General features: G+C 71.1%; 14 protein-coding genes. 7 read left to right on the forward strand and 7 right to left on the reverse strand.

Translation table 11 applies throughout. The features are described 5' to 3' along the window. Positions 1-108: 108 nt before the first annotated feature. From M1L60_RS02350 to M1L60_RS02380, 7 genes are all read right to left on the reverse strand, one after another. Complete coding sequence (locus M1L60_RS02350) at positions 109-2,295, reverse strand: serine/threonine-protein kinase (protein WP_253235574.1); 2,187 nt, start codon at positions 2,293-2,295, stop codon at positions 109-111. After that, positions 2,292-3,470, reverse strand: a complete 1,179-nt coding sequence (locus M1L60_RS02355) for a hypothetical protein (protein WP_253235575.1) — start codon at positions 3,468-3,470, stop codon at positions 2,292-2,294. The genes M1L60_RS02350 and M1L60_RS02355 overlap by 4 nt, the downstream gene beginning before the upstream one ends. Next, positions 3,467-4,435, reverse strand: coding sequence for a glutamate ABC transporter substrate-binding protein (locus M1L60_RS02360; RefSeq protein WP_253235576.1), 969 nt, complete (start codon positions 4,433-4,435; stop codon positions 3,467-3,469). The genes M1L60_RS02355 and M1L60_RS02360 overlap by 4 nt, the downstream gene beginning before the upstream one ends. Next, entirely contained in the window at positions 4,435-5,736 is a 1,302-nt protein-coding gene (locus M1L60_RS02365) for a GlnX family signal transduction membrane protein (protein ID WP_253235577.1), read from the reverse strand. The genes M1L60_RS02360 and M1L60_RS02365 overlap by 1 nt, the downstream gene beginning before the upstream one ends. Positions 5,737-5,829: 93 nt before the next feature. After that, positions 5,830-7,377 (reverse strand): long-chain-fatty-acid--CoA ligase, encoded by a 1,548-nt coding sequence (locus tag M1L60_RS02370; protein WP_256515924.1) that lies wholly within the window; start codon positions 7,375-7,377, stop codon positions 5,830-5,832. A gap of 77 nt (positions 7,378-7,454) precedes the next feature. Then, positions 7,455-8,141 carry a hypothetical protein gene (locus M1L60_RS02375; RefSeq protein WP_253235579.1) on the reverse strand — a complete coding sequence of 229 codons (687 nt, stop codon included), beginning with the start codon at positions 8,139-8,141 and terminating at the stop codon, positions 7,455-7,457. A 9-nt stretch (positions 8,142-8,150) separates the two neighbouring features. Then, the gene (locus M1L60_RS02380; protein ID WP_253235948.1) at positions 8,151-9,137 is read right to left on the reverse strand and encodes a LacI family DNA-binding transcriptional regulator; all 987 of its coding nucleotides are present in this window, start codon (positions 9,135-9,137) and stop codon (positions 8,151-8,153) included. Positions 9,138-9,308: 171 nt separating this feature from the next. Here M1L60_RS02380 and M1L60_RS02385 point away from each other — a divergent pair, with 171 nt between their 5' ends. From M1L60_RS02385 to M1L60_RS02415, 7 genes are all read left to right on the forward strand, one after another. Then, on the forward strand, positions 9,309-10,211 hold the full coding sequence (locus M1L60_RS02385) for a carbohydrate ABC transporter permease (protein WP_253235580.1): 903 nt from the start codon (positions 9,309-9,311) through the stop codon (positions 10,209-10,211). Continuing rightward, a complete protein-coding gene (locus tag M1L60_RS02390; RefSeq protein WP_369077203.1) occupies positions 10,211-11,125 on the forward strand; it encodes a carbohydrate ABC transporter permease in 915 nt (304 codons plus the stop codon). The genes M1L60_RS02385 and M1L60_RS02390 overlap by 1 nt, the downstream gene beginning before the upstream one ends. 24 nt (positions 11,126-11,149) lie before the next feature. Then, a complete protein-coding gene (locus M1L60_RS02395) occupies positions 11,150-12,490 on the forward strand; it encodes an ABC transporter substrate-binding protein (protein ID WP_253235581.1) in 1,341 nt (446 codons plus the stop codon). Positions 12,491-12,519: 29 nt separating this feature from the next. After that, positions 12,520-14,496, forward strand: a complete 1,977-nt coding sequence (locus M1L60_RS02400) for a beta-galactosidase (protein ID WP_253235582.1) — start codon at positions 12,520-12,522, stop codon at positions 14,494-14,496. 85 nt (positions 14,497-14,581) lie between these two features. After that, the gene (locus M1L60_RS02405; protein ID WP_253235583.1) at positions 14,582-19,300 is read left to right on the forward strand and encodes a diguanylate cyclase; all 4,719 of its coding nucleotides are present in this window, start codon (positions 14,582-14,584) and stop codon (positions 19,298-19,300) included. A 9-nt stretch (positions 19,301-19,309) separates the two neighbouring features. Then, positions 19,310-19,960: an endonuclease V gene (locus M1L60_RS02410; RefSeq protein ID WP_253235584.1), complete on the forward strand. Its 651-nt coding sequence runs from the start codon at positions 19,310-19,312 to the stop codon at positions 19,958-19,960. Positions 19,961-21,935: 1,975 nt separating this feature from the next. Next, positions 21,936-22,589 (forward strand): hypothetical protein, encoded by a 654-nt coding sequence (locus M1L60_RS02415; RefSeq protein ID WP_253235585.1) that lies wholly within the window; start codon positions 21,936-21,938, stop codon positions 22,587-22,589. The last annotated feature ends 96 nt before the right edge of the window (positions 22,590-22,685 follow it).

The following is a 22,685-nucleotide window of genomic DNA, read 5'->3' on the forward strand; positions in this document are numbered from 1 at the left end:
GGGGCCAGCGACCGTCCGCAGACCTCGCAGAAAGTCGCTCCGGCCGTGCGCTCATCGGCGCATGAAGCGCAGTCGGTCATCGTCATCGGGCCTCGCTCTTGAAAACCATCATGTACGCGTCCGGGGGCGGGACGCGTTGGCCAGGTCGACCAGGCGGATCTTCTCGTCGCCGTGGGCGGCCCGGGCCATCTCGCGGTACGCCTCCTCGAGCGCGAACCGGATGTCGCGCTCGCGGATGTTGCCGTTGCGGTCGGGCCCGAGCACCGCCGCGGGCAGCGTAGCCTTGCCGGCCACGTTTCGCAGCGCCTGTTCGAGCAGCTCCGCGCGCAGGGCGGCCAGTTGTGCGGCCTCCACCTCGAGCCGTTCGATGAGCGCGGCCGCGGTGGCGAGCGCGTCGACGTCGGGCACGGCCGACGCGTGCGCCCGGACCAGGGCCCGGACGGCGCCGACCTGGGAACTGCGATAGGCCGAGGACGTCCCGGGCACCCGGTTGTACGCCTCGACGGCCCCGCTGCGGTCGCCGGCGCCCAGGCGGCAGCGGGCCAGCCCGGCCGCGGCGGCCGTGTACGACGGGTCGGTCCGGCTCACCACGTCGTAGTAGGCGGCCGCCGTGTTGTCGCCGACCAGCTCGAGGGTGAGCCCGATGGCCAGTTGCGGGGCGAGCTCACCGGGCAGCGCCGAATAGACGGCCTCGAACCGCTGCCGCGCCTCCATGTACATGCCCTCGGCCAGCGCGAGCAGCCCGTCGTACCAGGCGATGCGCCAGTCGTCGCCGTACGTGTGGGCCAGCCGCCCGCATTCCTGGCGGGCCCCGGCGAACGAGCCGTCGCGCACGCCCAGATCGATGAGTGCGCGCAGCCCCCGCAGGCCCACCTCGAGCGTCTCGGCCGGGGCCGAGCGCAGCAGCGTCAGCACCTCGGCCGGATCGGTCACGGTGACCGAGGCCAGGAAGGCCGCGGCCGGGTCGGTGAGGTCGATCAGCGGGGTCGGCAGGTCTTGCCAGCGCGGCGTCTCCGAACGCAGATCGGTACGCAGCTCGCCCGTGAACAGCCGGGAAGCCGCGGGTTGCGGGGTGCCGTCGGCCGCGAGTACCTGGCGCAGCACGCCCATCATCTGCTCGGCCATCTCGGCGCTGTCGACGAAGCGTTCGCCCGGGTTCTTGGCCGTGGCCCGCAGCAGCAGCCGGTAGAACGACTCGAACCGCCGGTAGACGTCGAACTCGCCGCGGTCGGGCAGGCTGTCGGCGAACGTCGTCTGGTAACCCCGGAAGTCCGTGGTCAGCGTGGCCAGCGTACGGCCGATGGTGTAAAGATCCGAGGCGATGGACGGGCCGAGCGTGGCCATCTCGGGCGCCTGGTAGCCGACCGTGCCGTAGAGGGCGGCGTCGTGGTCGTCGATGTGCACGACGCCACCGAGGTCGATCAGCTTCATCTGGTCGCCGGCCTGGATCACGTTGTCCGGCTTGAAGTCGCAGTAGATCAGGCCCCGGTCGTGCAGGTAGCCGAAGGCGGGCATGATCTCGAGCACGTAGGCCAGGGCCTGGTCGACCGGCAGCGGGTCGAGGTTGCCGCCGTTGGCCGTGCGGCGCTCCTTGAGGATGCCCTTGAGCGACTCGCCGCCGACGTACTCCATGACGATGTAGCCGGCCCCGTCGTGCTCGACGAAGTTGTAGATCTTGACGATGTTGGGGTGCTCGACCTCGGCCAGGAACCGGCGCTCGGCCACGGCCGCCGCCAGCGCGTCCTCGTCGCCCGAGTTGAGCAGGCCCTTGAGCACCACCCAGCGGTCCGAGACGTTCTTGTCGACGGCCAGATAGATCCAGCCCAGGCCGCCGTGGGCGAGCGCCCCGACGACCTCGTACTGCCCGCCGATCAGGTCGCCCTTGACCAGCTTGGGCGTGAAGTTGAACGGTTCGCCGCAGGACGGGCAGAAGCCGGACGTCCGACCGGGGCGGTCACCGCGGGTGCGGCCGACCGCGTTGCCGCATTTGGCGCAGTACCGCTTCGATTCCGGCACCTCGGCCGTGGCCATCACGGCCGTCGCCGGGTCGGCCTGGTTGATCGGCGCGATGTCGACCAGGCCGCCGCCGAACCGGCGCCGCGATCCGGTGCGGGCGCTGCCGGTGCGGGCCGATCCCGACGTACGGGTGGAGAGCGCGGCGGTCCGCACCGAGGGGCCGGTGGCCTCGCGCGGGGCCGGCACCTTCGGCGTCGGCGTACCGGCGCGGGGCGCCAGTCCGCAGGTGTCGCAGTACCCGTCCTCGATCGTTCCCGGGCAGTCGCGTTCGCACTTCATCGGCCGTTCCTCGCGATCGTGGCGGTGAGCGCATCCTGATAGGCGTTGACGGCCCGGCGGGCCGTGGTCAGCTCGCACGGCGCGGAATACAGCGCCTCACGGGCCGCCGTCGCCCGCGGGCTCAGGTCGGGGTGTTCGGCCAGCCCGTGCCGCAGGGCCTTGGCCTGGTAGGCGTCGAGCCGCCCGCGCAGTTCGTTGCGGGTGGCCAGCAGTCCGGCGTTGCGGGCGATGCCGTCGCGCAGCCCGGCCATCCGGTCCCGGGCCCGGCGGGTCCACTCGGCCAGCCGCGAGCTGATCAGCGGCCAGTGCCCGGCCGCGGCCAGCGCGTCGATGGCCACCAGGTCGGGCCGCAGGTTTCCCAGGGGTACGGCGGTGATCTCGTGGGCCGGGAAACGGCCGGCCGCTTTCTCGGCGGCCGCGTGGGCCTCCGCGGTGACCGCGTCGACCTCGGCCGCCAGCTTGTGGGCGTCGGCCAGCCGCTGGGTCAGGGCCTCGCGCAGCTCCCCGACCGAGGTGCGCTCGGCGTCGGCCCGCTGGATCAGGGTGCGTACGGCGGCCAGGTCGCGCTCCTGGACGCCGAGCGGATCGGTCGCGAGCACGGCGGTGAACCGGCCGAGCCGCCGGTCGGCCTCGTCGACCGCGGTGGTGCTGCCCCCGGACTCCCGGGTCAACCGGCGTACGGTCTCGAGCGAGCTCGCGGCCTCGGCCGCGGCCGGCAGCAGCCGGTCCCACGCCTCGCCGGCCCGGGTCGCGACCCCGACCGCGGTCGCGAACGCCGCCTCCATGGCCGCCAGCAGCTGCCCCGGGCTGCACGTGGTGCGCACCTGGCCCGGGCCGAGCAGGCCGCGCTGGGCCAGCGGCACGACCTTGGTCGACAGGGTGATCGACGCGCCCAGCACCTCGTGCGCGAACTTCGTGCGGTCGCTGTCGCTGGGCCGGCGCTTCTCGCGCATCTTGGCCGCCCGCGCGATCACCTCGCTCAGCAGCCGGTAGCCCTCCCACAGCTCGTCGAGGGCCTCGGTCGCGTCGGCCCACGCGGTCGCCGTCCGCCCGGTCAGGGCCGACCGGTCGAGCTCCTTGCGGGCCGGGTTGTCGTCGAGGTCGACCAGGTTGGCCGAGATCGCCGACATCGCGGTCTCGAGGCGCAGCAGTTCGGTCTCGGCCTGACTCGTCATCGGTACTGGGCCTTCGGCGGCGGCGGCGCCTGGCCGAAGTCGCCGAGCCACTTCTCGTACGTCTTCTTCCAGGTGCCGTTCGCGCGGTTGCGCTCGAGCACCGCGTTGACGAAGCGGGCGAACTCCGGGTGTTCCTTGTTCATCGCGATGGCGTACGGCTCCTGGGTGAACTTGTCGCCGATGACCTTCGCGTACGGGTCCTGCGCGGCCATCCCGGCCAGGATGGTGTCGTCGGTCGAGATGCCGTCGACCTCGTTGCGCTGGAAGGCGACCAGGCAGTCGCCGAACGCGGGCCGGGCCACCGCGATCGGTTTGCTCTTCTCCTTGCCGATGTTGTCGAACGAGGTCGACCCGGCGGCCGAGCAGATCTTCTTGCCGCCGAGGTCGGCGATGCTCTTCGCCTTCGAGCTCTTGGAGACGAGCACCTTCTGCCCGGCTTCGTAATAGATGCTGGAGAAGTTGACGTCCACCCAGCGTTCGCAGTTAGCCGTCATGGTGTCCGCGACAATATCCACACTGCCGTCGACGGCGGAACTGACGCGCTTGTCGTACCCGATGACTTTGATCTGAATTTTGTCGGGGTCGCCGAAGATGGCCTCGGCGATCTGGCGGCCCATGTCGACGTCGAAGCCCTCGATCTCGCCCGTGAAGGGGTTGCGCGAGCTGAACAGCAGCGTGTCCTGGCTGGTGCCCAGAACCAGACGGCCGCGTTCCTGGATGGTCGCCATGTAGCTCCCGGCGGGCATGTCGCCGGGCTCGGGCAGCGAGCCGGTCGGGCGCAGGCTGGCCCGCGGGTTGCAGGCGGGCGGGGCGGGCTTCGTGCCGTCCGGGGCCGGGGCCGGGGTGACCGCGTCGGCCTGGGGCCGGTCGGGCGTCACGGGCAGGGGAGAGCTGTCACCGGCACAGCCGGCCAGGGCCGCGGTGGCGGCGAGCACGGTGGCGGTGAGGGCGGCTCGGATGCGCATCAGCGGTACTCCTCCAGACGCGTGCGGAGCCCGATGAAGGCGAAGGCACAGACGGCCAGGGCCAGCAGCGGGCCGCCCACGGTGAGCAGGCCGAGACCGTCCCCGGCGGCGTTGATCTCTTGCGTGAAGAACTCCTTGCGGTTCTCCAGGGCCCGGTCGAGCTCCTGCCGCACGCCCTCGAACGTGTCGGTGGTCTGTTTGCCGACGGCCAGCTCGACCGCGCCCTCGTAGTCGCCGCTGTCGTCGAGCGCGCGCACGTCGCTGTGGGCGGAGACGTACTGGCGGAAGCCCTCCGCGGCCCGGTCCATGGTGCGGCCCAGCGCCGGGTCGAGCGAGTCGTACTCGTTGACCATCGGCCCGCCGCGGCGGGTGAGTTGCTCGGCCACCGCGTCGAAGTCCTTCTCGTACGGGCCGGAGCCGGACCGTGCGGCCAGGGTGAGCGCCTCGTCGCCGCGGGCCTGCAGGGCCAGCAGGCGGCTCTCGGCGATCGAGGCCACCGGGCCCGACCCCTGGTTGGCCGCCCGGTCGAGCCGGGTCTGCTGGGTGAGCAGGATCGAGATCGTGCCGATGGTGAGCACGAGTGTCACGGCCGTGGCCGCCAGCAGGGGCAGGTTGAACGTGCGGCGGGTCCGGCGGCTCAGGTAGCGCTGGGTCAGCGCGAGCGCGACGAGCAGCCCGCCCAGCGACAGCACCAGCAGCGACATCCAGCCCACGGCGCCGGCCGCGCCGTAACCGTCCTCGACCTCGCGCTGCGCGCCCTCGAACAACTCGCGGGCCTGCGGCTGCAGCGTGTCGCGGTTGAGCCGGGACGCCTCCGACAGATAGGACGCGCCGATCGGCAGCCCCTGCCGGTTGTTGGCCCGGGCCGTGGCCACCAACGCCGAGTACTCGGCGACCCCGGCCGACAGGGTGCGCACGGCCGTGGCCGCGCGCCCGTCCTCGGGGGTGCGCCGGGCGGCCGACGTCAGTGCGGTCGTGGCCCGGGCCAGGTCGTCGTCGTAGCGACGGGTCAGCGCGCTCGGCTCGAGCCCACCGGCCAGGAAGGCCTGGGCCGCGGTGGTGTCGGCGTCGGCCAGCGCCGAATAGATCGTCTCGGCCTCGATCAGCAGCGGCTGGGCGCGGTCGCCGAGGTCGTCGGTGCCGGCCCGGGCCGCGGAGCCCGCGACCCCGGCCAGCAGCCCGCTGAGCAGCCCGAGCCCGACGAGCAAGGCGATCAGCAGCTGCAGGCGCCCCGGTGAGTGGTGTCTGAGACCGCCGACGCGCCGAAGCACGCCGGGCCGGGTCGCCAGCGCTGTGCTCAAGCTTCCTCCCCCGATGTTCTGGGCCCATAACTGTGCGCCATCAATGCAAGCGCCCGGCGCTACGAAAGCCGCCGGGCGCTCCATTAAAGACGACTAGCTGAGTTCGCGTTTCAGCAGCTTGCCCGTGGCGGTCATGGGGAGGGTCTCGACGATGCTGACGACGCGCGGGTACTTGTAGGCGGCCATCTGCTCTTTGCCCCATTCGACCAGTTCGTCGGCCGTGGCCGTCGCGCCCGGCTTGAGGATCACGAACGCCTTGACCTCCTCGCCGTGACTCGGGTGGGGGACACCGATCACCGCGGCCAGCGAGACCGCCTCGTGGGTGATCAGCACTTCCTCGATCTCGCGCGGGTACACGTTGAACCCACCGCGGATGATCATGTCTTTGGCCCGGTCGACGATGTAGTAGTAGCCGTCCTTGTCGCGCCGCCCGAGGTCGCCGCTGCGGAACCAGCCGTCCCGCATGACCTCGGCCGTGGCCTCGGGCCGGTTGTAGTAGCCGCGCATGATGTTGTGGCCGCGGATGGCGATCTCGCCGATCTCGTCGATGCTGTCGACGGTGTTCCACTCGGGGTCGATCAGCTTGACCTCGACACCCCAGATGGGCACGCCGATCGAGCCCGGCCGCGGCTCGGCCCCCGGCCGGCTGAACGTGGCCACCGGCGAGGTCTCGGACAACCCGTACCCCTCGAGGATGGTCACCCCGAGGCGCTCCTTGACCTCTTTGATGATCTCGACGGGCAGGCTCGAACCGCCGGACACGGCCACCCGCATGTTGGCCGCGATGCGCTCCACGTCGACGCCCTCGCCGAGCGCGTTGAGCAGGCCCCACCACATGGTCGGCACGCCCGCGAAGAAGGTGACGTTCTCGCTCTGCAGCAGCTGGACCGCGGCCGCGGCGTCGAAGCGGGGGAGCAGCACGAGCGTCGCGGCGGTGGCGAAGCCGGCGTTCATGTTGACCGTCGAGCCGAACGAGTGGAACAGCGGCAGCACGAGCAGGTGGGTGTCGGTGCCCGGGGTGCCGCCGAAGAGCCGGTTGCAGGTGAGCGCGTTGAACAGCAGGTTGGCGTGCGACAGCTCGGCCCCCTTGGCCTGGCCGGTCGTGCCGCTGGTGTAGAGGATGACCGCCGGATCGGTCTCGGACCGCAGCACGGCCTCGAACACCGGCGACTTCCCGGCCAGCCCCGACCCCAGCGTCTCGGCGCCCTCGATCGGCGAGGCGGCGGCAGGGTCGGCGGTGATCACGAAGAACGTCTCGCACCCCTCGGCCTGCTGGAAGCCGGCGTGGCCCTCGGCGCCCATCGGCAGCTCGGGCGTGCCCTGGAAGCACAGGTAGGCCTTGGCCTCCGAGTCCTTCAGGTGGTACGCGATCTCGCGCCCCTTGAGCAGCACGTTCAGCGGCACGACGACGGCGCCGGCCTTGAGGATGCCGTAGTACACGACCGGGAAGTAGGGCAGGTTGGGGCAGGACAGCGCGACCTTGTCGCCGGGCTGGATGCCCCGCTCGACCAGCAGGGCGGCCACCTGGTTGGCGGCCGCGTCGACCTGGGCGTAGGTCAGGCGCCGGTCACCCAGGACGACCGCCGCCCGCTCCGGATAGTTGCGGGCGCTGTCCTCGAGCAGGATCGAGAGGTTGAGCATGCGGTCGGTCCCCTTCACGGTGCTGATGTGACTGCCGTCTCATCCCACCATTACTCACCAACCTGAGAAACCCTCCGTTACGGTCTTGTTCGCCGTTCGAGCAGCAACCGCCACCACGAGGGGCGCGACTCGCCCGGCAGCCAGGCCGCTCGCCGCCGGGCCGGATCCACCTCGTCGAGCTGGGCCCGCAACCGCGGCGGCACCCACGGACCTCCCTCGTAGAAATCGGTGCCGACCTCCTTGGCGTACACGGACCCGAACCAGCACCACACCGGCGGTTCCGGTGGCAGCCCCAGCCACTGCCCGAGCGGCGCCAGGTACGGCTCCTCCGGTCGCTCCGCCGGACCCCACAGCGTCTTGCGGTCGAGCGTCATCCCGCCCGCCACCGAGGCCGACACGTAGAGGGTGTCGGCACCGGCCACGGCCAGCGCGAACTGCCGCACCCGGGCGTCACCGGGATCGACGGCGATCTGCAGCGAGTGGGCGACGGCGGGACCGAGCCGGGTCCCGCCCCCGGCGCCCAGCGAGGCGTGATGGACGGGCGGGCGACCGGCCAGGAACAGCAGCGAACCGGCCCGGGTCCAGGCCGCCTCGACCTCGGCCCGGCCGCCGCGCCCGCGCAGGGGCTCGCTCTCGCCGAACCGCACCGGCGTCGCCTCGGGCAGATGAGCGTCCGCCGCCTCGAACCAGCGGTCCACGATGTCCGGCGCGGCCCGCCGTTCGTACCAGCGCACCACGAGTACGTCGATCTTGCTCTTCGCCACGGGCCGAGCCTACGAGGCGGCCGGGCCCGTGCTCTCGCGGGCGATCAGGCGGGTCGGCACCAGCACCGTGCCCGGCGGCACGGCGTGCCGGTTGATCTGCTCGAGCAGGGCCTGCACGCAGCGCCGGCCGACCTCGGGCCAGTCCTGGTGGACCGTGGTCAGCGGCGGCATGTACGACGCGGCGTCCGGGATGTCGTCGAAGCCGACCACGCTGACGTCCTCGGGCACCCGGCGGCCGGCCTCGTGCAGGGCGCGCAGCACGCCCAGGGCCATCTGGTCGTTGGCCACGAAGATCGCCGTGCAGTCGGGGCGAGCGGCCAGCTTGCGACCGGCCCGGTAGCCCGACTCGGCCGACCAGTCGCCGTGCTCGCACTCCGGAGCGGGGCGCCCGGCCTGGTCGAGCACCTCACGCCAGGCGGCGGCCCGGCGAGCGCTCGAGAACGAGTCGTCGGGGCCGGTGACGTGCCACACCGTCTCGTGGCCGAGTTCGAGCAGATGGCGTACGGCCTGGCGGGCGCCCTCGGCCTGGTCGGCGTCGACCACCGGGTAGCGGTCGCCGGCGTCGGAGTCGACCACGACCACCGGCACGCCCGGCGGCAGGGTGAGGTCGACCGCGTCCAGCAGGTGGACTTCCATGATCACGACGATGCCGTCGACGGCCAGCTCGCCGAGGCGGGTGAAGGCGCCCAGCACCCCGTCCTGGGTCGGCACGGCGACCGGGATGAGCGTGATCGCGTACCCCTCGCGGGCGGCGTGGGCGGCGATCGCCTCGACCGTGCGACTGTTCCCGGTGGTCGCGAGTGTGAACAAGATGACACCAATAGTGCGAAACTCTCCGCGTTTCAACGCACGCGCGGCACTATTGGGCCGATAGCCAAGTTGTTGCATCGCGTTCAGAACCTCGCGCCGCGTCGACTCGAGCACGCCGGGGTGACCGGTCGAGACGCGGCTCACCGTCTGGGCCGAGACCCCAGCTAGGCGGGCCACGTCGGCCATCGAGACGCCACGACGGCGGTTGCTTGACGTTCGCTGCACTCGGTGAAACTATCACCCGCATGTTTACGCAAACATCACAGCAGTGAACTGAACGAAACATTGTCGAACGCGTCGCGGCGCGTCATGTTTGCGTAAACATCAGGTTGAGTCGGGCCAGACAGGATGAGGCAGATGGCAGTTCCACTCGCGGCACCGCCGCCGCAGACCAGGCGGGTGCGCCGCTCCTACCGGGGCTGGCAGTTCGTCGGCCCCTTCATGGTCGTGTTCACGCTGGTCTTCCTGGCCCCGATCGCCTACGCGATCTACCTGAGCCTCTATCGCAACCGGCTCATCGGCGGCAACGCGTTCGTCGGCCTGGACAACTACACCCAGGCCCTGCAGGACGCGCAGTTCTGGTCGGGCGTGGGCCGGGTCGGCCTGTTCCTGATCGTCCAGGTGCCGGTGATGCTGTTCCTGGCCCTGCTGGTGGCGCTGGCCCTGGACAGCGGCCGGCTCTACGGCAAGAGCTTCTTCCGGGTCTCGATCTTCCTGCCGTACGCGGTGCCGGCCGTCGTCGCCGCGCTCATGTGGGGCTTCATCTACGGCTCCCAGTTCGGGCTGATCGGCAACCTCAACGACGCCCTCGGGATCTCGCTGCCCGACCCGCTCAAGCCCAGCCTCATCCTGGCCTCGATCGGCAACATCACGACCTGGACGTTCATCGGCTACAACATGCTGATCTTCTATTCGGCCCTGCAGGTCGTGCCGAAGTCGCTCTACGAATCGGCCGAGATCGACGGGGCCGGCCAGTTCCGGGTCATCCGCTCGATCAAGCTGCCGGCCATCCGGGGCGCGCTCGTGATCGCCACGATCTTCTCGATCATCGGCAGCTTCCAGCTCTTCAACGAGCCGGCCATCCTGCGCAACCTGGCACCGAACGCGATCACCACGTACTTCACGCCGAACTTCTACGCCTACTCGCTGACCTTCTCGGGTCAGCAGATCAACTACTCCGCGGCGATCGCGGTCGTCATGGCCGTGATCACCATGATCGTCGCCTACGTGGTGCAGCTGCGCGGGACGAAGGACCTCTGATGACCACGACCTCGGCCCCGAAGGCCGCCCCGCGTACGGCCAAGCCGGTGACCTTGTCGTCGAAGAAGCGCCGCAAGGGCAGCGTCCTGCTCACGGTCCTGACCTCGCTGATGGCCGTGTACGCGCTGTTCCCGCTGGCCTGGCTGCTGATCAACTCGACCAAGACCCAGGAGGGACTGTTCTCGTCCTTCGGGCTCTGGTTCGACGACGGCAAGTTCGCGCTGTTCAGCAACATCGCCGACACGTTCACCTACAACGACGGCATCTACACCCGCTGGCTGCTCAACACCCTGCTGTACGTGGTGCTCGGTGCGGGCGGGGCCACGCTGCTGGCCCTGCTGGGTGGGTACGGCCTGGCCAAGTTCGACTTCGTCGGCAAGAAGGCGGTCTTCGCCATCGTCATCGGCGCGGTGGCCGTGCCGCCGACCGCGCTGGCCGTGCCGACGTTCCTCATGTTCAGCAAGATGGGGCTGACCAACACCCCGTGGGCCGTGATCATCCCGTCCCTGATCTCGCCGTTCGGCCTGTACCTGATGTGGACCTTCGCGGCCCAGGCCATCCCGACCGAGATGCTCGAGGCGGCCCGGGTCGACGGGGCCGGCGAGTTCCGCACGCTCTTCAAGATCAGCGTGCCGCTGCTCATGCCCGGCCTGATCACGACCCTGCTGTTCACGATGGTCGCGACGATCAACAACTACTTCCTGCCGCTGATCATGCTCAAGAACCCGGACTGGTACCCACTGACCGTCGGCCTGAACTCGTGGAACGCCCAGGCCGCCACGGCGGGCGGCGAGGCCGTCTTCAACCTCGTCATCACCGGTTCGCTCATCACCGTCGTCCTCCTGCTCGCAGCGTTCCTCTCGCTGCAGCGCTTCTGGCAGTCCGGCCTGGCCGCCGGCTCCGTCAAGGAATAACCTCCCGAAAGGACCCGCCTCACCATGTCCCGATTCCTCAAGGTGGCGGCCGCTGCGTCGGCTGCCGTCCTGGCCCTCGCCGCCTGCGGCGGCGGAGGCGACGACACGTCCTCCGGTTCCTCCGGCGGCGGCGCGACCGTCACCGACGCCCAGGTCGAGGCCGCGCTGCAGAAGGGCGGCACCCTGACCGTGTGGGCCTGGGAGCCCACCCTCAAGGACGTCGTCACGAAGTTCCAGGCCAAGTACCCGAACGTCAAGGTCGACCTGGTCAACGCCGGCACCGGCGACAAGCAGTACACCGCCCTGCAGAACGCGATCGCCGCCGGCAAGGGTGTGCCGGACGTCGGCCAGATCGAGTACTACGCGCTGCCGCAGTTCTCGATCGGCAAGGCGCTGACGAACCTCGGCTCGTACGGCGCCGAGTCCCTCAAGGCCGACTTCAACCCCGGCCCGTGGAACTCGGTCAACTCCGGCGGCGGCGTCTACGGCCTGCCCATGGACTCGGGCCCGATGGCGCTGTACTACAACAAAGAGGTCTTCGACAAGCACAAGATCGAGGTGCCCAAGACCTGGGCCGAGTACCTCGAGGCGGCGCGCAAGCTGCACAAGGCCGACCCCAAGGCGTACATCACCAACGACACCGGCGACGCGGGCCTCACGACCAGCCTCATCTGGCAGGCCGGCGGCAAGCCGTACCAGGTCGACGGGACCAACGTCACGATCAACTTCAACGACGCCGGCTCGCAGGAGTTCGTGAAGGTGTGGCAGGCCCTGATCAGCGAGAAGCTGCTCGCGCCGGTCAGCTCCTGGAGCGACGGCTGGTTCCAGGGCATCGGCAACGGCTCGATCGCCACGGTCGCGACCGGCGCCTGGATGCCGGCCAACTTCGTCTCCAGCGCCCCGGCCGGTTCCGGCAAGTGGCGCGCGGCCGAGCTGCCGCAGTGGACCGCGGGCGCCAACGCCAGCGCCGAGAACGGCGGCAGCGCGCTCTCGATCATGGAGAAGGGCGCCAACAAGGAGCTGGCCTACGGCTTCCTGAAGTACGCCAACGACGGTGACGGCGTGCAGATCCGCGTCGACGGCGGCGCCTTCCCGGCCACCAGCAAGACCCTGGCCGACCCGAAGTGGCTGGCCGACGAATTCGAGTACTTCGGCGGCCAGAAGGCCAACGAGATCTTCGCCAAGTCGGCCCAGCAGGTCGTCACCGGCTGGACGTACCTGCCCTTCCAGGTCTACTCGAACAGCGTCTTCAACGACACCGCGGGCAAGGCGTACGTCTCGAACACCACGCTGGCCGACGGTCTGAAGGCCTGGCAGGACCAGTCCGCCAAGTACGGCAACGAGCAGGGCTTCACCGTCAAGTAAGGCTCCACTAGTTCCACCTGGGAGATTCAGTGTCAAACCCCCGTTGGTTGCGCCGGGCCGGAGACCCCCGTCTCGAGTACGGCGCGGACTACAACCCCGAGCAGTGGCCCCGCGAGGTCTGGGACGACGACGTGCGCGCGATGCGCGAGGCCGGCGTCACCATCGTCTCGCTCGCCATCTTCTCGTGGGCGCGCCTCGAGACGGCCGAGGGCGAGTACGACTTCGGCTGGCTCGACGACGCGATCGACCTGTTGCACGCCAACGGGATCTCGGTCGACCTGGCCACGGCGACGGCCTCGCCGCCGCCGTGGCTGACGACCCGGCACCCGGAGATCCTGCCGGTGGACAAGCAGGGCAACACCATCTGGCCGGGCGGCCGCCAGCAGTGGCGGCCGACCTCGCCGATCTTCCGGACGTACGCCCTGCGCCTGGTCCGGGCGATCGCCGAGCGCTACGGCAACCACCCGGCCGTGGTCGCCTGGCACGTCAGCAACGAGCTGGGCTGCCACAACGTCTACGACTACTCGGACGACGCGGCGGCCGCGTTCCGCACCTGGCTGCGGGCCCGCTACGCGTCGATCGACGAGCTCAACGAGGCCTGGGGCACGGCGTTCTGGTCGCAGTGGTACACCGACTTCGAGCAGATCCTGCCCCCGCGGCAGGCCGCCACCCACCCCAACCCGACCCAGCAGCTCGACTTCAAGCGGTTCTCGTCCGACGCGCTCAAGGACTACCTGATCGCCGAGCGCGAGATCCTGCGCGAGATCACCCCGGACATCCCGGTCACGACCAACTTCATGGTCATGGGCGAGACCAAGGGCATGGACTACGCGGACTGGGCGGCCGAGGTCGACTTCGTGTCGAACGACCACTACCGCCTGCCCGGCGCGCAGACGCTGGACGAGCTGTCGTTCTCGGCCAACCTCACCGGCAATATCGCCGGGGCCAAGCCGTGGTTCCTGATGGAGCACTCGACGTCGGCCGTGAACTGGCAGCCGATCAACCTGGCCAAGAAGCCGGGCGAGCTCGAGCGCGACTCGCTGACCCACGTGGCCCACGGCGCCGACGCGGTCTGCTTCTTCCAGTGGCGGCAGTCGCGGGCCGGGGCCGAGAAGTACCACTCGGCCATGTACCCGCACGCGGGCACCGACTCGCAGCTGTTCCGCGACGTCGCCGGGCTCGGCGCCACGCTGCGCGACCTGGCCCCGCTGGCCGGCACGCCGCGGACCCCGGCCCGGGCCGCCATCCTGTTCGACTGGACCTCGTGGTGGGCCGTCGAGCAGGACTCGCACCCGACCGAGAAGCTGCGCTACCGGCAGGAGGCGCTGGACTGGTACACGGCGTTCCTCGACCTGGGCGTACGGGCCGACGTGGTTCCGGTGGGGGCCGACCTCGGTGGGTACGACGTCGTGGTGGCTCCGATCCTGCACGTGATCCCGGCCGATCTGGCCGGCCAGCTCACCGCGTACGTGGAAAATGGCGGTCATCTGGTGACCACCTACGCCTCGGGGATCGTCGACGAGAACGACCACATCTGGCTCGGCGGCTACCCGGGCGCGCTGCGCGACCTGCTCGGTCTGCGCATCGAGGAGTTCGGGCCGCTGCTCGAGGGCGACACCGCCGAGCTCGACAACGGGCTCACCGGCACGCTCTGGACCGACCGGATCGACGTGACCGGCGACGACACCGCGGTGCTGGCCTCGTACAAGACCGGCGACCAGGCCGGTCGGCCGGCGATCACCCGGCGTCCGGCCGGTGACGGCTCGGCGGCGTACGTCTCGACCCGCCTCGGCCCCGACGGTCTCGCGCCGGTGCTGGCCGAGCTGCTGGCGAACGCCGGCGTGACCAGTGAGCTGCCCGAGGAGCTGCGCGGAAAGGTCGAGCTGGCCATCCGCGGCGGTACCCGGTTCGTCATCAACCGCACCGAGGAACCGGTCGAGATCACCGCCCTCGGCGGTCCCGGCCGCACTCTCACCGCCAGGGGAGTGGCGGTGCTCCGCGCCTGAGTCCCAGCTCGGCGCGACCCGGCCCGGCCGCGGATCTTCTCCGCGGCCGGGCCGATCCATGCTCAGGAAAAGCCGGGTCCGGCCGATGGGTTCTCTTGTGTCGGACACCCAGGTCGAGGTGCTCTACGAGAGCGCGCGCACCCGGGTCGTGCGAACGCGCGGGCTCATTCGTAAGGAGCTGCGCGGCCCGGACGCGGTCGAGCGCTGCCGGCGTGAGCGCGAGACGCTGAAACGCCTGGCCGGCGTGCCGGGCGTGGTCCGCCGGGCCCCAGGGGCCCGCCGCGACACCGAGCTGGTGCTGGTGGACGAGGGCGACAGCCTCGCGTCCTGGATCCGGGCCGGTCACCGCCCGATGAGCGCCGTCTGCGCCGTCGCGCTCGGGCTGACCCGGGTCGTCGCGGCCGTGCACGCGGCCGGCGTCGTGCACAAGGACATCAACCCGGCCAACGTCGTGCTCAACGGGCTCGATCCCGTGCTGATCGACTTCGAGCTGGCCACCACGGCCGCCGAGGAGCGGCCCGGCTTCACCCACGAGAGCCAGGTCGCGGGCACGCTGGCCTACCTGGCCCCGGAGCAGACCGGGCGCACCGGCCGGGCCGTCGACCGCCGCTCCGACCTCTACGCGCTCGGGGCCACCCTGTTCGAGCTGGTCACCGGGCGCCCGCCGTTCACCGCGACCAACCCCCTCGAACTGCTGCACGACCACCTGGCCCGGCGCCCGGCCCGGGTCACCCAGCTCGTGCCGGCCGCGCCGCCGATGCTGGCCGAGATCATCGACCGGCTGCTCGAGAAGGAGCCGGACCGGCGCTACCAGAGCGCCGAGGGCTGCGCCCACGACCTGGCCCGGCTGGCCGACGGCCCATTCGAGCTGGGGGCCCGCGACTTCCCGGCCCGGTTGACCGCGCCGTCCCGCCTGATCGGGCGCGACCCCGAGGTCGCCGTGCTGCGGGCCGCCTTCGACGACGCGCTGGCCGGGCGGGCCCGGGGCCTGCTGATCAGCGGGCCGTCCGGGGTCGGCAAGACCGCGCTCATCAACGAGCTGCGCGGCCTGGCCACGGCGGCCGGCGGCTGGTTCGTCACCGGCAAGTTCGACCAGTACCGCCAGGACACGGCCTCGGACGCGATGGCCACCGCCGTCCGCGGGCTGGCCCGGCTGCTGCTGGGCGAGGACGAGACCGACCTGGCCCGGCTGCGGGCCGTGCTCGTCCCGGCCCTGGGCGACAACGCGGGGCTGCTGGCCGGTCTCATCCCCGAGCTGTCGCCGCTGCTGCGGATCGAGCCCGAACCGCCCCGCGGCGACCAGGCCGAGGTGCAGGGGCGGCTGTTCCAGGCCGCGCTGACCCTCATCGGCGCGGTCGTCTCGCCCGCCCGGCCCCTGGCCCTCGTGGTCGACGACGTGCAGTGGGCGGCAGCCACCCCGATGGCGTTCCTCGAGGCGCTGCTGACCGCCGAGGGGCTGCCGGGCCTGCTGGTGATCGGGGCCTACCGCGAGGAGGAGGTCGACGCCTCGCACCCGCTGTCGGCCGTGCTGGCCCGCTGGCAGCGCTTCGAGCCGCCGCCGCGCGAGCTGCGCCTGCGCAACCTGCCCCCGGACGACGTGACCGAACTGCTGGCCGAGGTGCTGCGGCTGCCCGCCGAACGGGCGGCCGGGCTGGCCGGCGCCATCGCGGCCCGCACCGGGGGCAACCCGTTCGACACGGTCGAGCTGATCAACAGCCTGCGGCTGGGCGGGGTGCTGGCCCCGTCCGGCGACGGATGGGACTGGGACGCCGACGCCGTTCGCAGCTGGGTCGGCGACAGCGACATCGGTGACCTGCTGGTGGCCCGGCTCGACCGGTTGCCGCGCGCCTGCCGCCGGGTGCTCACGGTGATGGGCGCGCTGGGCGGCGAGACCGGGTTCGACCTGCTGGCGGCCGCCCTGCACAGCACCCCCGACGAGGTCGAGGCCGGGCTGGCCCCGGCCCTGGAGGACGGGCTGGTCGTGCTCGACGAGGGCGTCGCGTTCCGGCACGACCGGGTGCAGCAGGCCGCGTACGCCCTGACCCCGCCCCGGGCCCGGCGCCTGCTGCACCTGGTGCTGGCCGAGCGCCTGGCCGACCGCCCCGAGCACGCCGCCGTCGCTGCCCAGCAGTACCTGCCCGCGGCCGCCCTGGTCACCGACCCCGCCACCCGGCGCCGGGTGGCCGAGCTGTTCCGGTCGACCGCGACCGGCCTCCGGATGATCAACTATCCGGTGGCCGAGCGCTACCTGGCCGCCGCCACGCCGCTCGCCGGTGACGACCCGGCGCTGCTCGACCGGATCCTGATCGACCACCACCGCGCGCTCTACAGCCTCGGCCGGCTGCCCGAGGCCGACGCCCTGTGGTCCGGGCTGGCCGATCGACTCGACCCGATCGCCCGGGCCGAGCCGGCTGTGGTCCAGATCGAGAGCCTGACCATCCGGGGCCGGGCCGCGGACGCCCTGGCGCTGGGCCGGGCGCTGCTGGATCGGCTCGGCGTCCCCCTGCGCGACACCGGGCTCGACGACATGCGGGAGTGGGCGCCCACCTTGCGGGTGGCCGACGATCTGGCCCGGGCCGACGTCGCCGAGCCCACCATGGTCGCGGCCTGCCGCCTGCTGGCCCGGATGATGCCGCCCGCCTTCTTCAGCGACCACGCCACGCTGGTCGCGCTGGTCACCACCGCCCGCTGGATCTGGTCCGAGCACGGCCCGTCGGCCGCCCTGGTCGTGCCGCTGGCCCACTCCGGCATCGGCGCCGTCGAGTTCCGCCGCGACTACGGCACCGGCTACCGGGTGCTGCGCCACCTCGAGGAGGTCGGCGACGCCCGGGGCTGGGACGCCGAGACGGCGGCGGTGCGGTTCCTGGCCTCGGTCAGCACCACCCACTGGTTCGAGCCGGTCGAGCACAGCGTCGACCTGGCCCGGCTGGCCTACGAGCGGCTGGTCCACGGTGGCGACCTGGCCTTCGCCTGCTTCACCTCGCACACGACCGTGCCTGCTCTGCTCGACTGCGCGCCCGCGCTGCCCGCGTTCCAGGCCGAGCTCGTCCGGTCGATCGCCTTCACCAAGCGCGTCGCCAACGAGCAGAACGCCGCCATCATGGCCGAGTTCGAGGCCCTGCACGAGCTGCTGACCGGCGGTTCGCGCGACACCGGCCGCACCGGTGACAACCCGATGGCGGCCGCCTATCGCAGCATCCTGCAGGCCCTGGCCGCGGCCTTCTTCGACGACGTCCCGGCGCTGGTCGCGCACGCGGCGGGCATCGAGAGCTCGCTGCCCTACATCGAGGGCAACTACTTCACCGCCACCGCCCAGTTCGTCCGCGCCTACGCACTGCTGGCCGAGCACCGGATCGACGAGGCCGAACCGGTGCTGCGCTGGCTCGACGAACGGGCGGCCGACGCCCCGGCCAACTTCGAGCACCTCGCCCGGTGGCTGGCCGCCGAGCGGGCCTGGTCCGTCGGCGACCCGGCGGCCGGTGTCCTGTTCGACGAGGCGTTGCGGGCGGCCGGCCGGCACCGCCGCCCCTGGCAGCACGCGTTCCTGGCCGAGCGGGCCGGGCGTTTCCAGCTCGCGGCCGGGCTCGCCTACGTGGGGCAGCGGCTGCTGCGGGACTCGCACGACCGCTGGCTCGACTGGGGCGCGACGGCCAAGGTGGCCGCGCAAGAACGCGAATTCCCCTTCCTGCGCGAGCGGCGGGCCGGGGCCCCGGCTTCGAGCGCGGGCACGTCGACCACGTTCGCCTCCGAGGCGGTCGACCTGATGGCGGTGGTCGAGGCGTCCCGGGCGCTGAGCTCCGAGACCCGGATCGACCAGCTCCGCGTCCGGGTGGTCGAGATCCTGGCCTCGCTCACCGGCGCGACCAAGGTCCACCTGCTGACCCGCGACGACGAGGCCGGGGACTGGACCGACGGCCGCTCGGTGATCGCGCCGGGCCGGGTGCCGGTGAGCATCGTCCGCTACGTCGAACGCACCCAGGCCCCGCTGGTGCTCGACAACGCGGTCGACGACCCCCGGTTCGCCCAGGACCCGTACCTGGACGGGGTCGAGCTGTGCGCCGCGCTCGCGGTGACGGTGGTGTCGCACGGCGAGCCGCGGGCCATGCTGGTGCTCGAGAACCGGCTGTGGCGCGGAACGTTCACCGACCAGCGGCTCGACGTGGTCCGCATCATCGGCAGCCAGCTGGTCGTCTCGATCGAGAACGCCGACCTCTACGCGTCGCTCGAACGCAAGGTGGCCGAGCGCACCGAACAGCTGCGGCTGGCCAACGCCCAGCTGCAGATCCTCAGCGGCACCGACGGGCTGACCGGCCTGGCCAACCGCCGCCACCTCGACCAGGCGCTCGAACGCGCGTGGCAGGCCGGCGGAAGCGAGCCGCTGGCCGTCCTGATGGTCGACATCGACCACTTCAAGCTCTACAACGACCGCCTGGGACACACGGCCGGCGACGACTGCCTGCGCAAGGTGGCCCGGGCCATTGCGGCCGCGGTGGGGGAGAGGGGCCTGGTCGCCCGGTACGGCGGCGAGGAGTTCACCGTCGTGCTGACCGGCACCGGCCCGGCCGCGGCGGTCGAGCTGGCCGAACGGGTGCAGCGGGCGGTGCGCGCGCTCGGCGCGGCCCACCCCGGCGCGCCCGCGGGCGTGGTGACGGTCAGCGTGGGCGTGAGCGCCGAGGTCCCGGGCCCTGGCCGGACCGTGGCCGACCTGGTGGCGGACGCCGACGACGGTCTCTACGAGGCCAAACGCGGCGGCCGCGACCAGGTGCGGGTGGGCCGCCGGGCCGCGCCCCGACCGGCCGCGTAACGTGCGGGCGTGCAGCCCACCACCGCCGCCGAGGCCGAGGCGATCCAGGACTCACTGCGCTCGCGCCTGATCATCCCGGCGTCGCCGGTCGACCTCCCGCCGACCGTCGTCGGGCTGGACGTCACCTACGGCGAGCAGCGGGCGGTGGCGGCGGCCGTCGTGGTCGACGTGGCCACCCTGACCGTCGTCGAGGTGGCGACCCACGGGGGTGAGGCTTCCTTCCCGTACGTGCCCGGGCTGCTGGCCTTCCGCGAGGTGCCCCTGCTGCTGGCCGCCATCGAGCGACTGTCCACGCCGCCGTCCCTGCTGATGTGCGACGGCTACGGGCTGGCCCACCCGCGGCGGTTCGGGCTGGCCTGCCACCTCGGGGTGCTGCTCGACGTGCCGTCGTTCGGCGTGGCCAAGACGGCTTTCGTGGGCACATCGACCGATCCCGGCCCGGCCCGCGGCCAGACATCCGACCTGGTGGACGCGGACGAGGTGGTGGGGCGCGTCGTGCGTACGCAAACGGGGGTCAAGCCGGTCTTCGTCTCACCCGGCCACCGCATCGGCCTCGACGACTGCACCGACCTGACGGTCCGCCTCAGCGGCCACTACCGCATCCCCGAACCGACCCGCCAGGCCGACATCCTCTCCCGCAGCGCCCTCCGTGCCGGCTGAGAGCCGCGACCGCCACCACGCCCCGTTTCACGCCGCGCGCAAGCGATCACAAAGCGACCCGTATGCCGGTGAGCGGATCTGCCGAGAAGCGGACACCCGATCAAGGGCCCGTGCACGTCACAACGACACCACAATATCAGCGGCGCCATCCCTGAACCGTTCACGAATAAGGCAACCTGCCGTGAATCGACTACCGGGTAAAGTAGATTAAAGATAGGCGAAAACTCCGACCAGGGCGCCGCGGCCCGGTAACAATCAGGGCGGCATTCTCGAGCCGTGCACAGATGACCTGGCGCCCTGAAAAAGGCGTACTGATTCGCGCGGACGAGTGCACGTCGTTATGTCATCGGAGATGGCGAAACGGTTGCTGGAATTGTTGCCTGTTTCCCGGCCGGGTGGTGGAATTCCCGTATAGGGCAGGCTGTTGATCCAGCCGGTTCCCGTGGGCAGTGTTCTGCTGGTTGACTGCAGGCGGCCTGTTGTTGGCGCAGTCTGATGTCGGTTTGGTGCGGCGGCGGGATGGTCGTCGGTGGTGTTGTGACGCCGTCGGTGGTGTCGGTTGGTGGGGTGTTTGGCCGGGATGCTGTTGCTGGGCGAGTCGGCCAGGTACCGCAACGTCAGCGCGGCCCGCACCTGCGGCGGCAGCGTGGCGCCGGCCGTGGGCCGATCGACAGGTGCTGCTGGGTTATGCGGTTGCGGCCTGGCCGGTTGTGGTCGACCGGCTCGTTCCCGTGGGTGAGCAGGTGATGCGTGACCGGTCGCGGCCGGCGGATCGGCTGATGCCGGCCGGACGACCCGTATCCGCGCGGCGACCGGTGGCGGCCGGTCCGGGGTGGGCGCCGTCGGTCTCGCCCCCGTCACCGGCGTTGCCGCGGCGACCAGGCCCGATGCGCCCGCCGCCTCCAGCACCGCCACGGGCGTTGCCGCGGTGGCCAGGCCCGATGTCCCCGCAGCCCCCAGCACTGCTACCGGCGTCGCCGTGACGGCCAGGCCCCATCTGCTCGCGGTCCCCAGCACTGCCACGGGCGTTGCCGCGGTGGCCAGGCCCGATGTGCCCGCGGTCCGCAGCACTGCCACGGGCGTTGCCGCGGTGGCCAGGCCCGATGTGCCCGCGGTCCGCAGCGCCGTCACCGGCGTTGCTGCGGTGGACAGGCTCGATGTGTCGGGTGTCTCCGTCTCTGGTGGCGGTGTCGTGGCGGTGTCCTGGCCCGATTCGTCGGCCATGGCTTTCGTGTCTGCCGGGTGTGGCGTCTTGGTCTGAGCGTGGCTGCTGTGCGGGGCAGGCTCTGCCACAGCAGCGCGGTCTGCGGGCAGTGCGTGATCAACGGGCCGGGGCCGGTCGGCTGGTTCCGTGGCGGTGGGCGGGTGTGGCGGACCGGTCGGTGCACCGCCACGGGGCGCCGGGCGGGTGGCACTGGTTTGGTGATCCCAGATCAGCGGTGGTATCGGATCTACCGGATCATGCAGTCCCAGCGCTCCGCATTCCCGCGAACAACCGTGCAATCGGCACAGCTTTGTTGCGTGCCGCCTTTTTAACCCCCAGTTCCGGCGGCGTGCATGATCGCGGCGGAATTCTTCTTTGTCCGGCGAATAACGGCGTGACCGGGTCCGATCCCGCCAGGCCGTGATCTCCGACCGGGAGAACAAACTCAATTGCGCCATGCACTATTATCCCGAACCCGGGCCGCGACACGCCAAACAAAATCCATGCCAGTTCTGGAAAGTGCGGGAAAGCGGAGCAGGAAGTCCGGTAACCGGAAAACACAGCCCAAACCGAAACGCCTGTGTAAGACGTATCGAGCGCGCACATCCGCCGCGTACAAGGCGCGCATGGGCTACCGGACTCGGACCGGCTCATGCCTTGCGGTCGTCGGCATGGAGTGCTGGTGGCGGACTTTCCCATCCGCCATTGCTCGGCGCGCCTCGCGCGCGTGGTTGCTGCCCGGCGGCGAGCGCGACCAGCGATCATCAGTAGATGGGTGTGCTGTGGCGTGACGTGCTGGTTCCTGACCACGTCGTGGCCAGCGACGGACTCACTGCTGAGGTGGGCAGCGTGGTGGAGATGTCGCTGCTTCTTCATTGCCGGTATCGCACTTCGTGGGGGCAGCATGAGCCGTCCGCGTCGCTGCCACGAGTGTCGGACGCTCAGGCCGATTCGAGGGGCGGATGGGTTCACGATCTGGTGGGCCGGGTCGTCCAGCTCGACGGTGTCGTCTGGACGGACGGGTGGGTGATCGAGGTCGATGGACTCGCCGTCTACGTCCAGGAGGTGGGTGACTCGTCCGGACTGCGCCTGGGGACTTTGAGCAGCATTCGGGAGCGCGGTTCCGATCCGCCGCTGCCTCTGCCGGAGGCGGGTGCCTGGGTTCGTGTTCGCGGCGGTTTCAGCGTCGCTGAGGCGTACCAAACAGACCTGTACGGATCCGCGGACGAGGTGTTGGGTCGGGCCGAACGACGGTGGCTTGTTCGCCGGATCGTCCGCCTGGATCGCGAGCAGGGCGGGCCGGGATCAGTGGCTCGGACGCACCGTGTCGATGTCCCAGTGATGGACTTCGACAGTCTCCGTTACGGCCATGAGTGTTGGACGTCGGGGTATCTGCTCGACCTTGAACAGCCATCAGATCCCTGAGAAAGGCGCATATCCTGCCGGGTTGGGCACCTGTTGATCGGCCCAGGCTCGCAACGTTGCCTCGTAGCAGAACAGCGCAGGCATAGGTGGCCGCGG

It is taken from the genome of Paractinoplanes aksuensis (assembly GCF_024137025.1).
GTDB lineage: Bacteria > Actinomycetota > Actinomycetes > Mycobacteriales > Micromonosporaceae > Actinoplanes > Actinoplanes aksuensis.

Coding starts and splice junctions, on each gene's coding strand:
- M1L60_RS02350 (WP_253235574.1), bottom strand. CDS start 2,295: ATGAAGTGCGAACGCGACTGCCCGGGAACGATCGAGGACGGGTACTGC.
- M1L60_RS02355 (WP_253235575.1), bottom strand. CDS start 3,470: ATGACGAGTCAGGCCGAGACCGAACTGCTGCGCCTCGAGACCGCGATG.
- M1L60_RS02360 (WP_253235576.1), bottom strand. CDS start 4,435: ATGCGCATCCGAGCCGCCCTCACCGCCACCGTGCTCGCCGCCACCGCG.
- M1L60_RS02370 (WP_256515924.1), bottom strand. CDS start 7,377: ATGCTCAACCTCTCGATCCTGCTCGAGGACAGCGCCCGCAACTATCCG.
- M1L60_RS02380 (WP_253235948.1), bottom strand. CDS start 9,137: ATGGCCGACGTGGCCCGCCTAGCTGGGGTCTCGGCCCAGACGGTGAGC.
- M1L60_RS02385 (WP_253235580.1), top strand. CDS start 9,309: ATGGCAGTTCCACTCGCGGCACCGCCGCCGCAGACCAGGCGGGTGCGC.
- M1L60_RS02390 (WP_369077203.1), top strand. CDS start 10,211: ATGACCACGACCTCGGCCCCGAAGGCCGCCCCGCGTACGGCCAAGCCG.
- M1L60_RS02395 (WP_253235581.1), top strand. CDS start 11,150: ATGTCCCGATTCCTCAAGGTGGCGGCCGCTGCGTCGGCTGCCGTCCTG.
- M1L60_RS02405 (WP_253235583.1), top strand. CDS start 14,582: ATGGGTTCTCTTGTGTCGGACACCCAGGTCGAGGTGCTCTACGAGAGC.
- M1L60_RS02415 (WP_253235585.1), top strand. CDS start 21,936: ATGGGTGTGCTGTGGCGTGACGTGCTGGTTCCTGACCACGTCGTGGCC.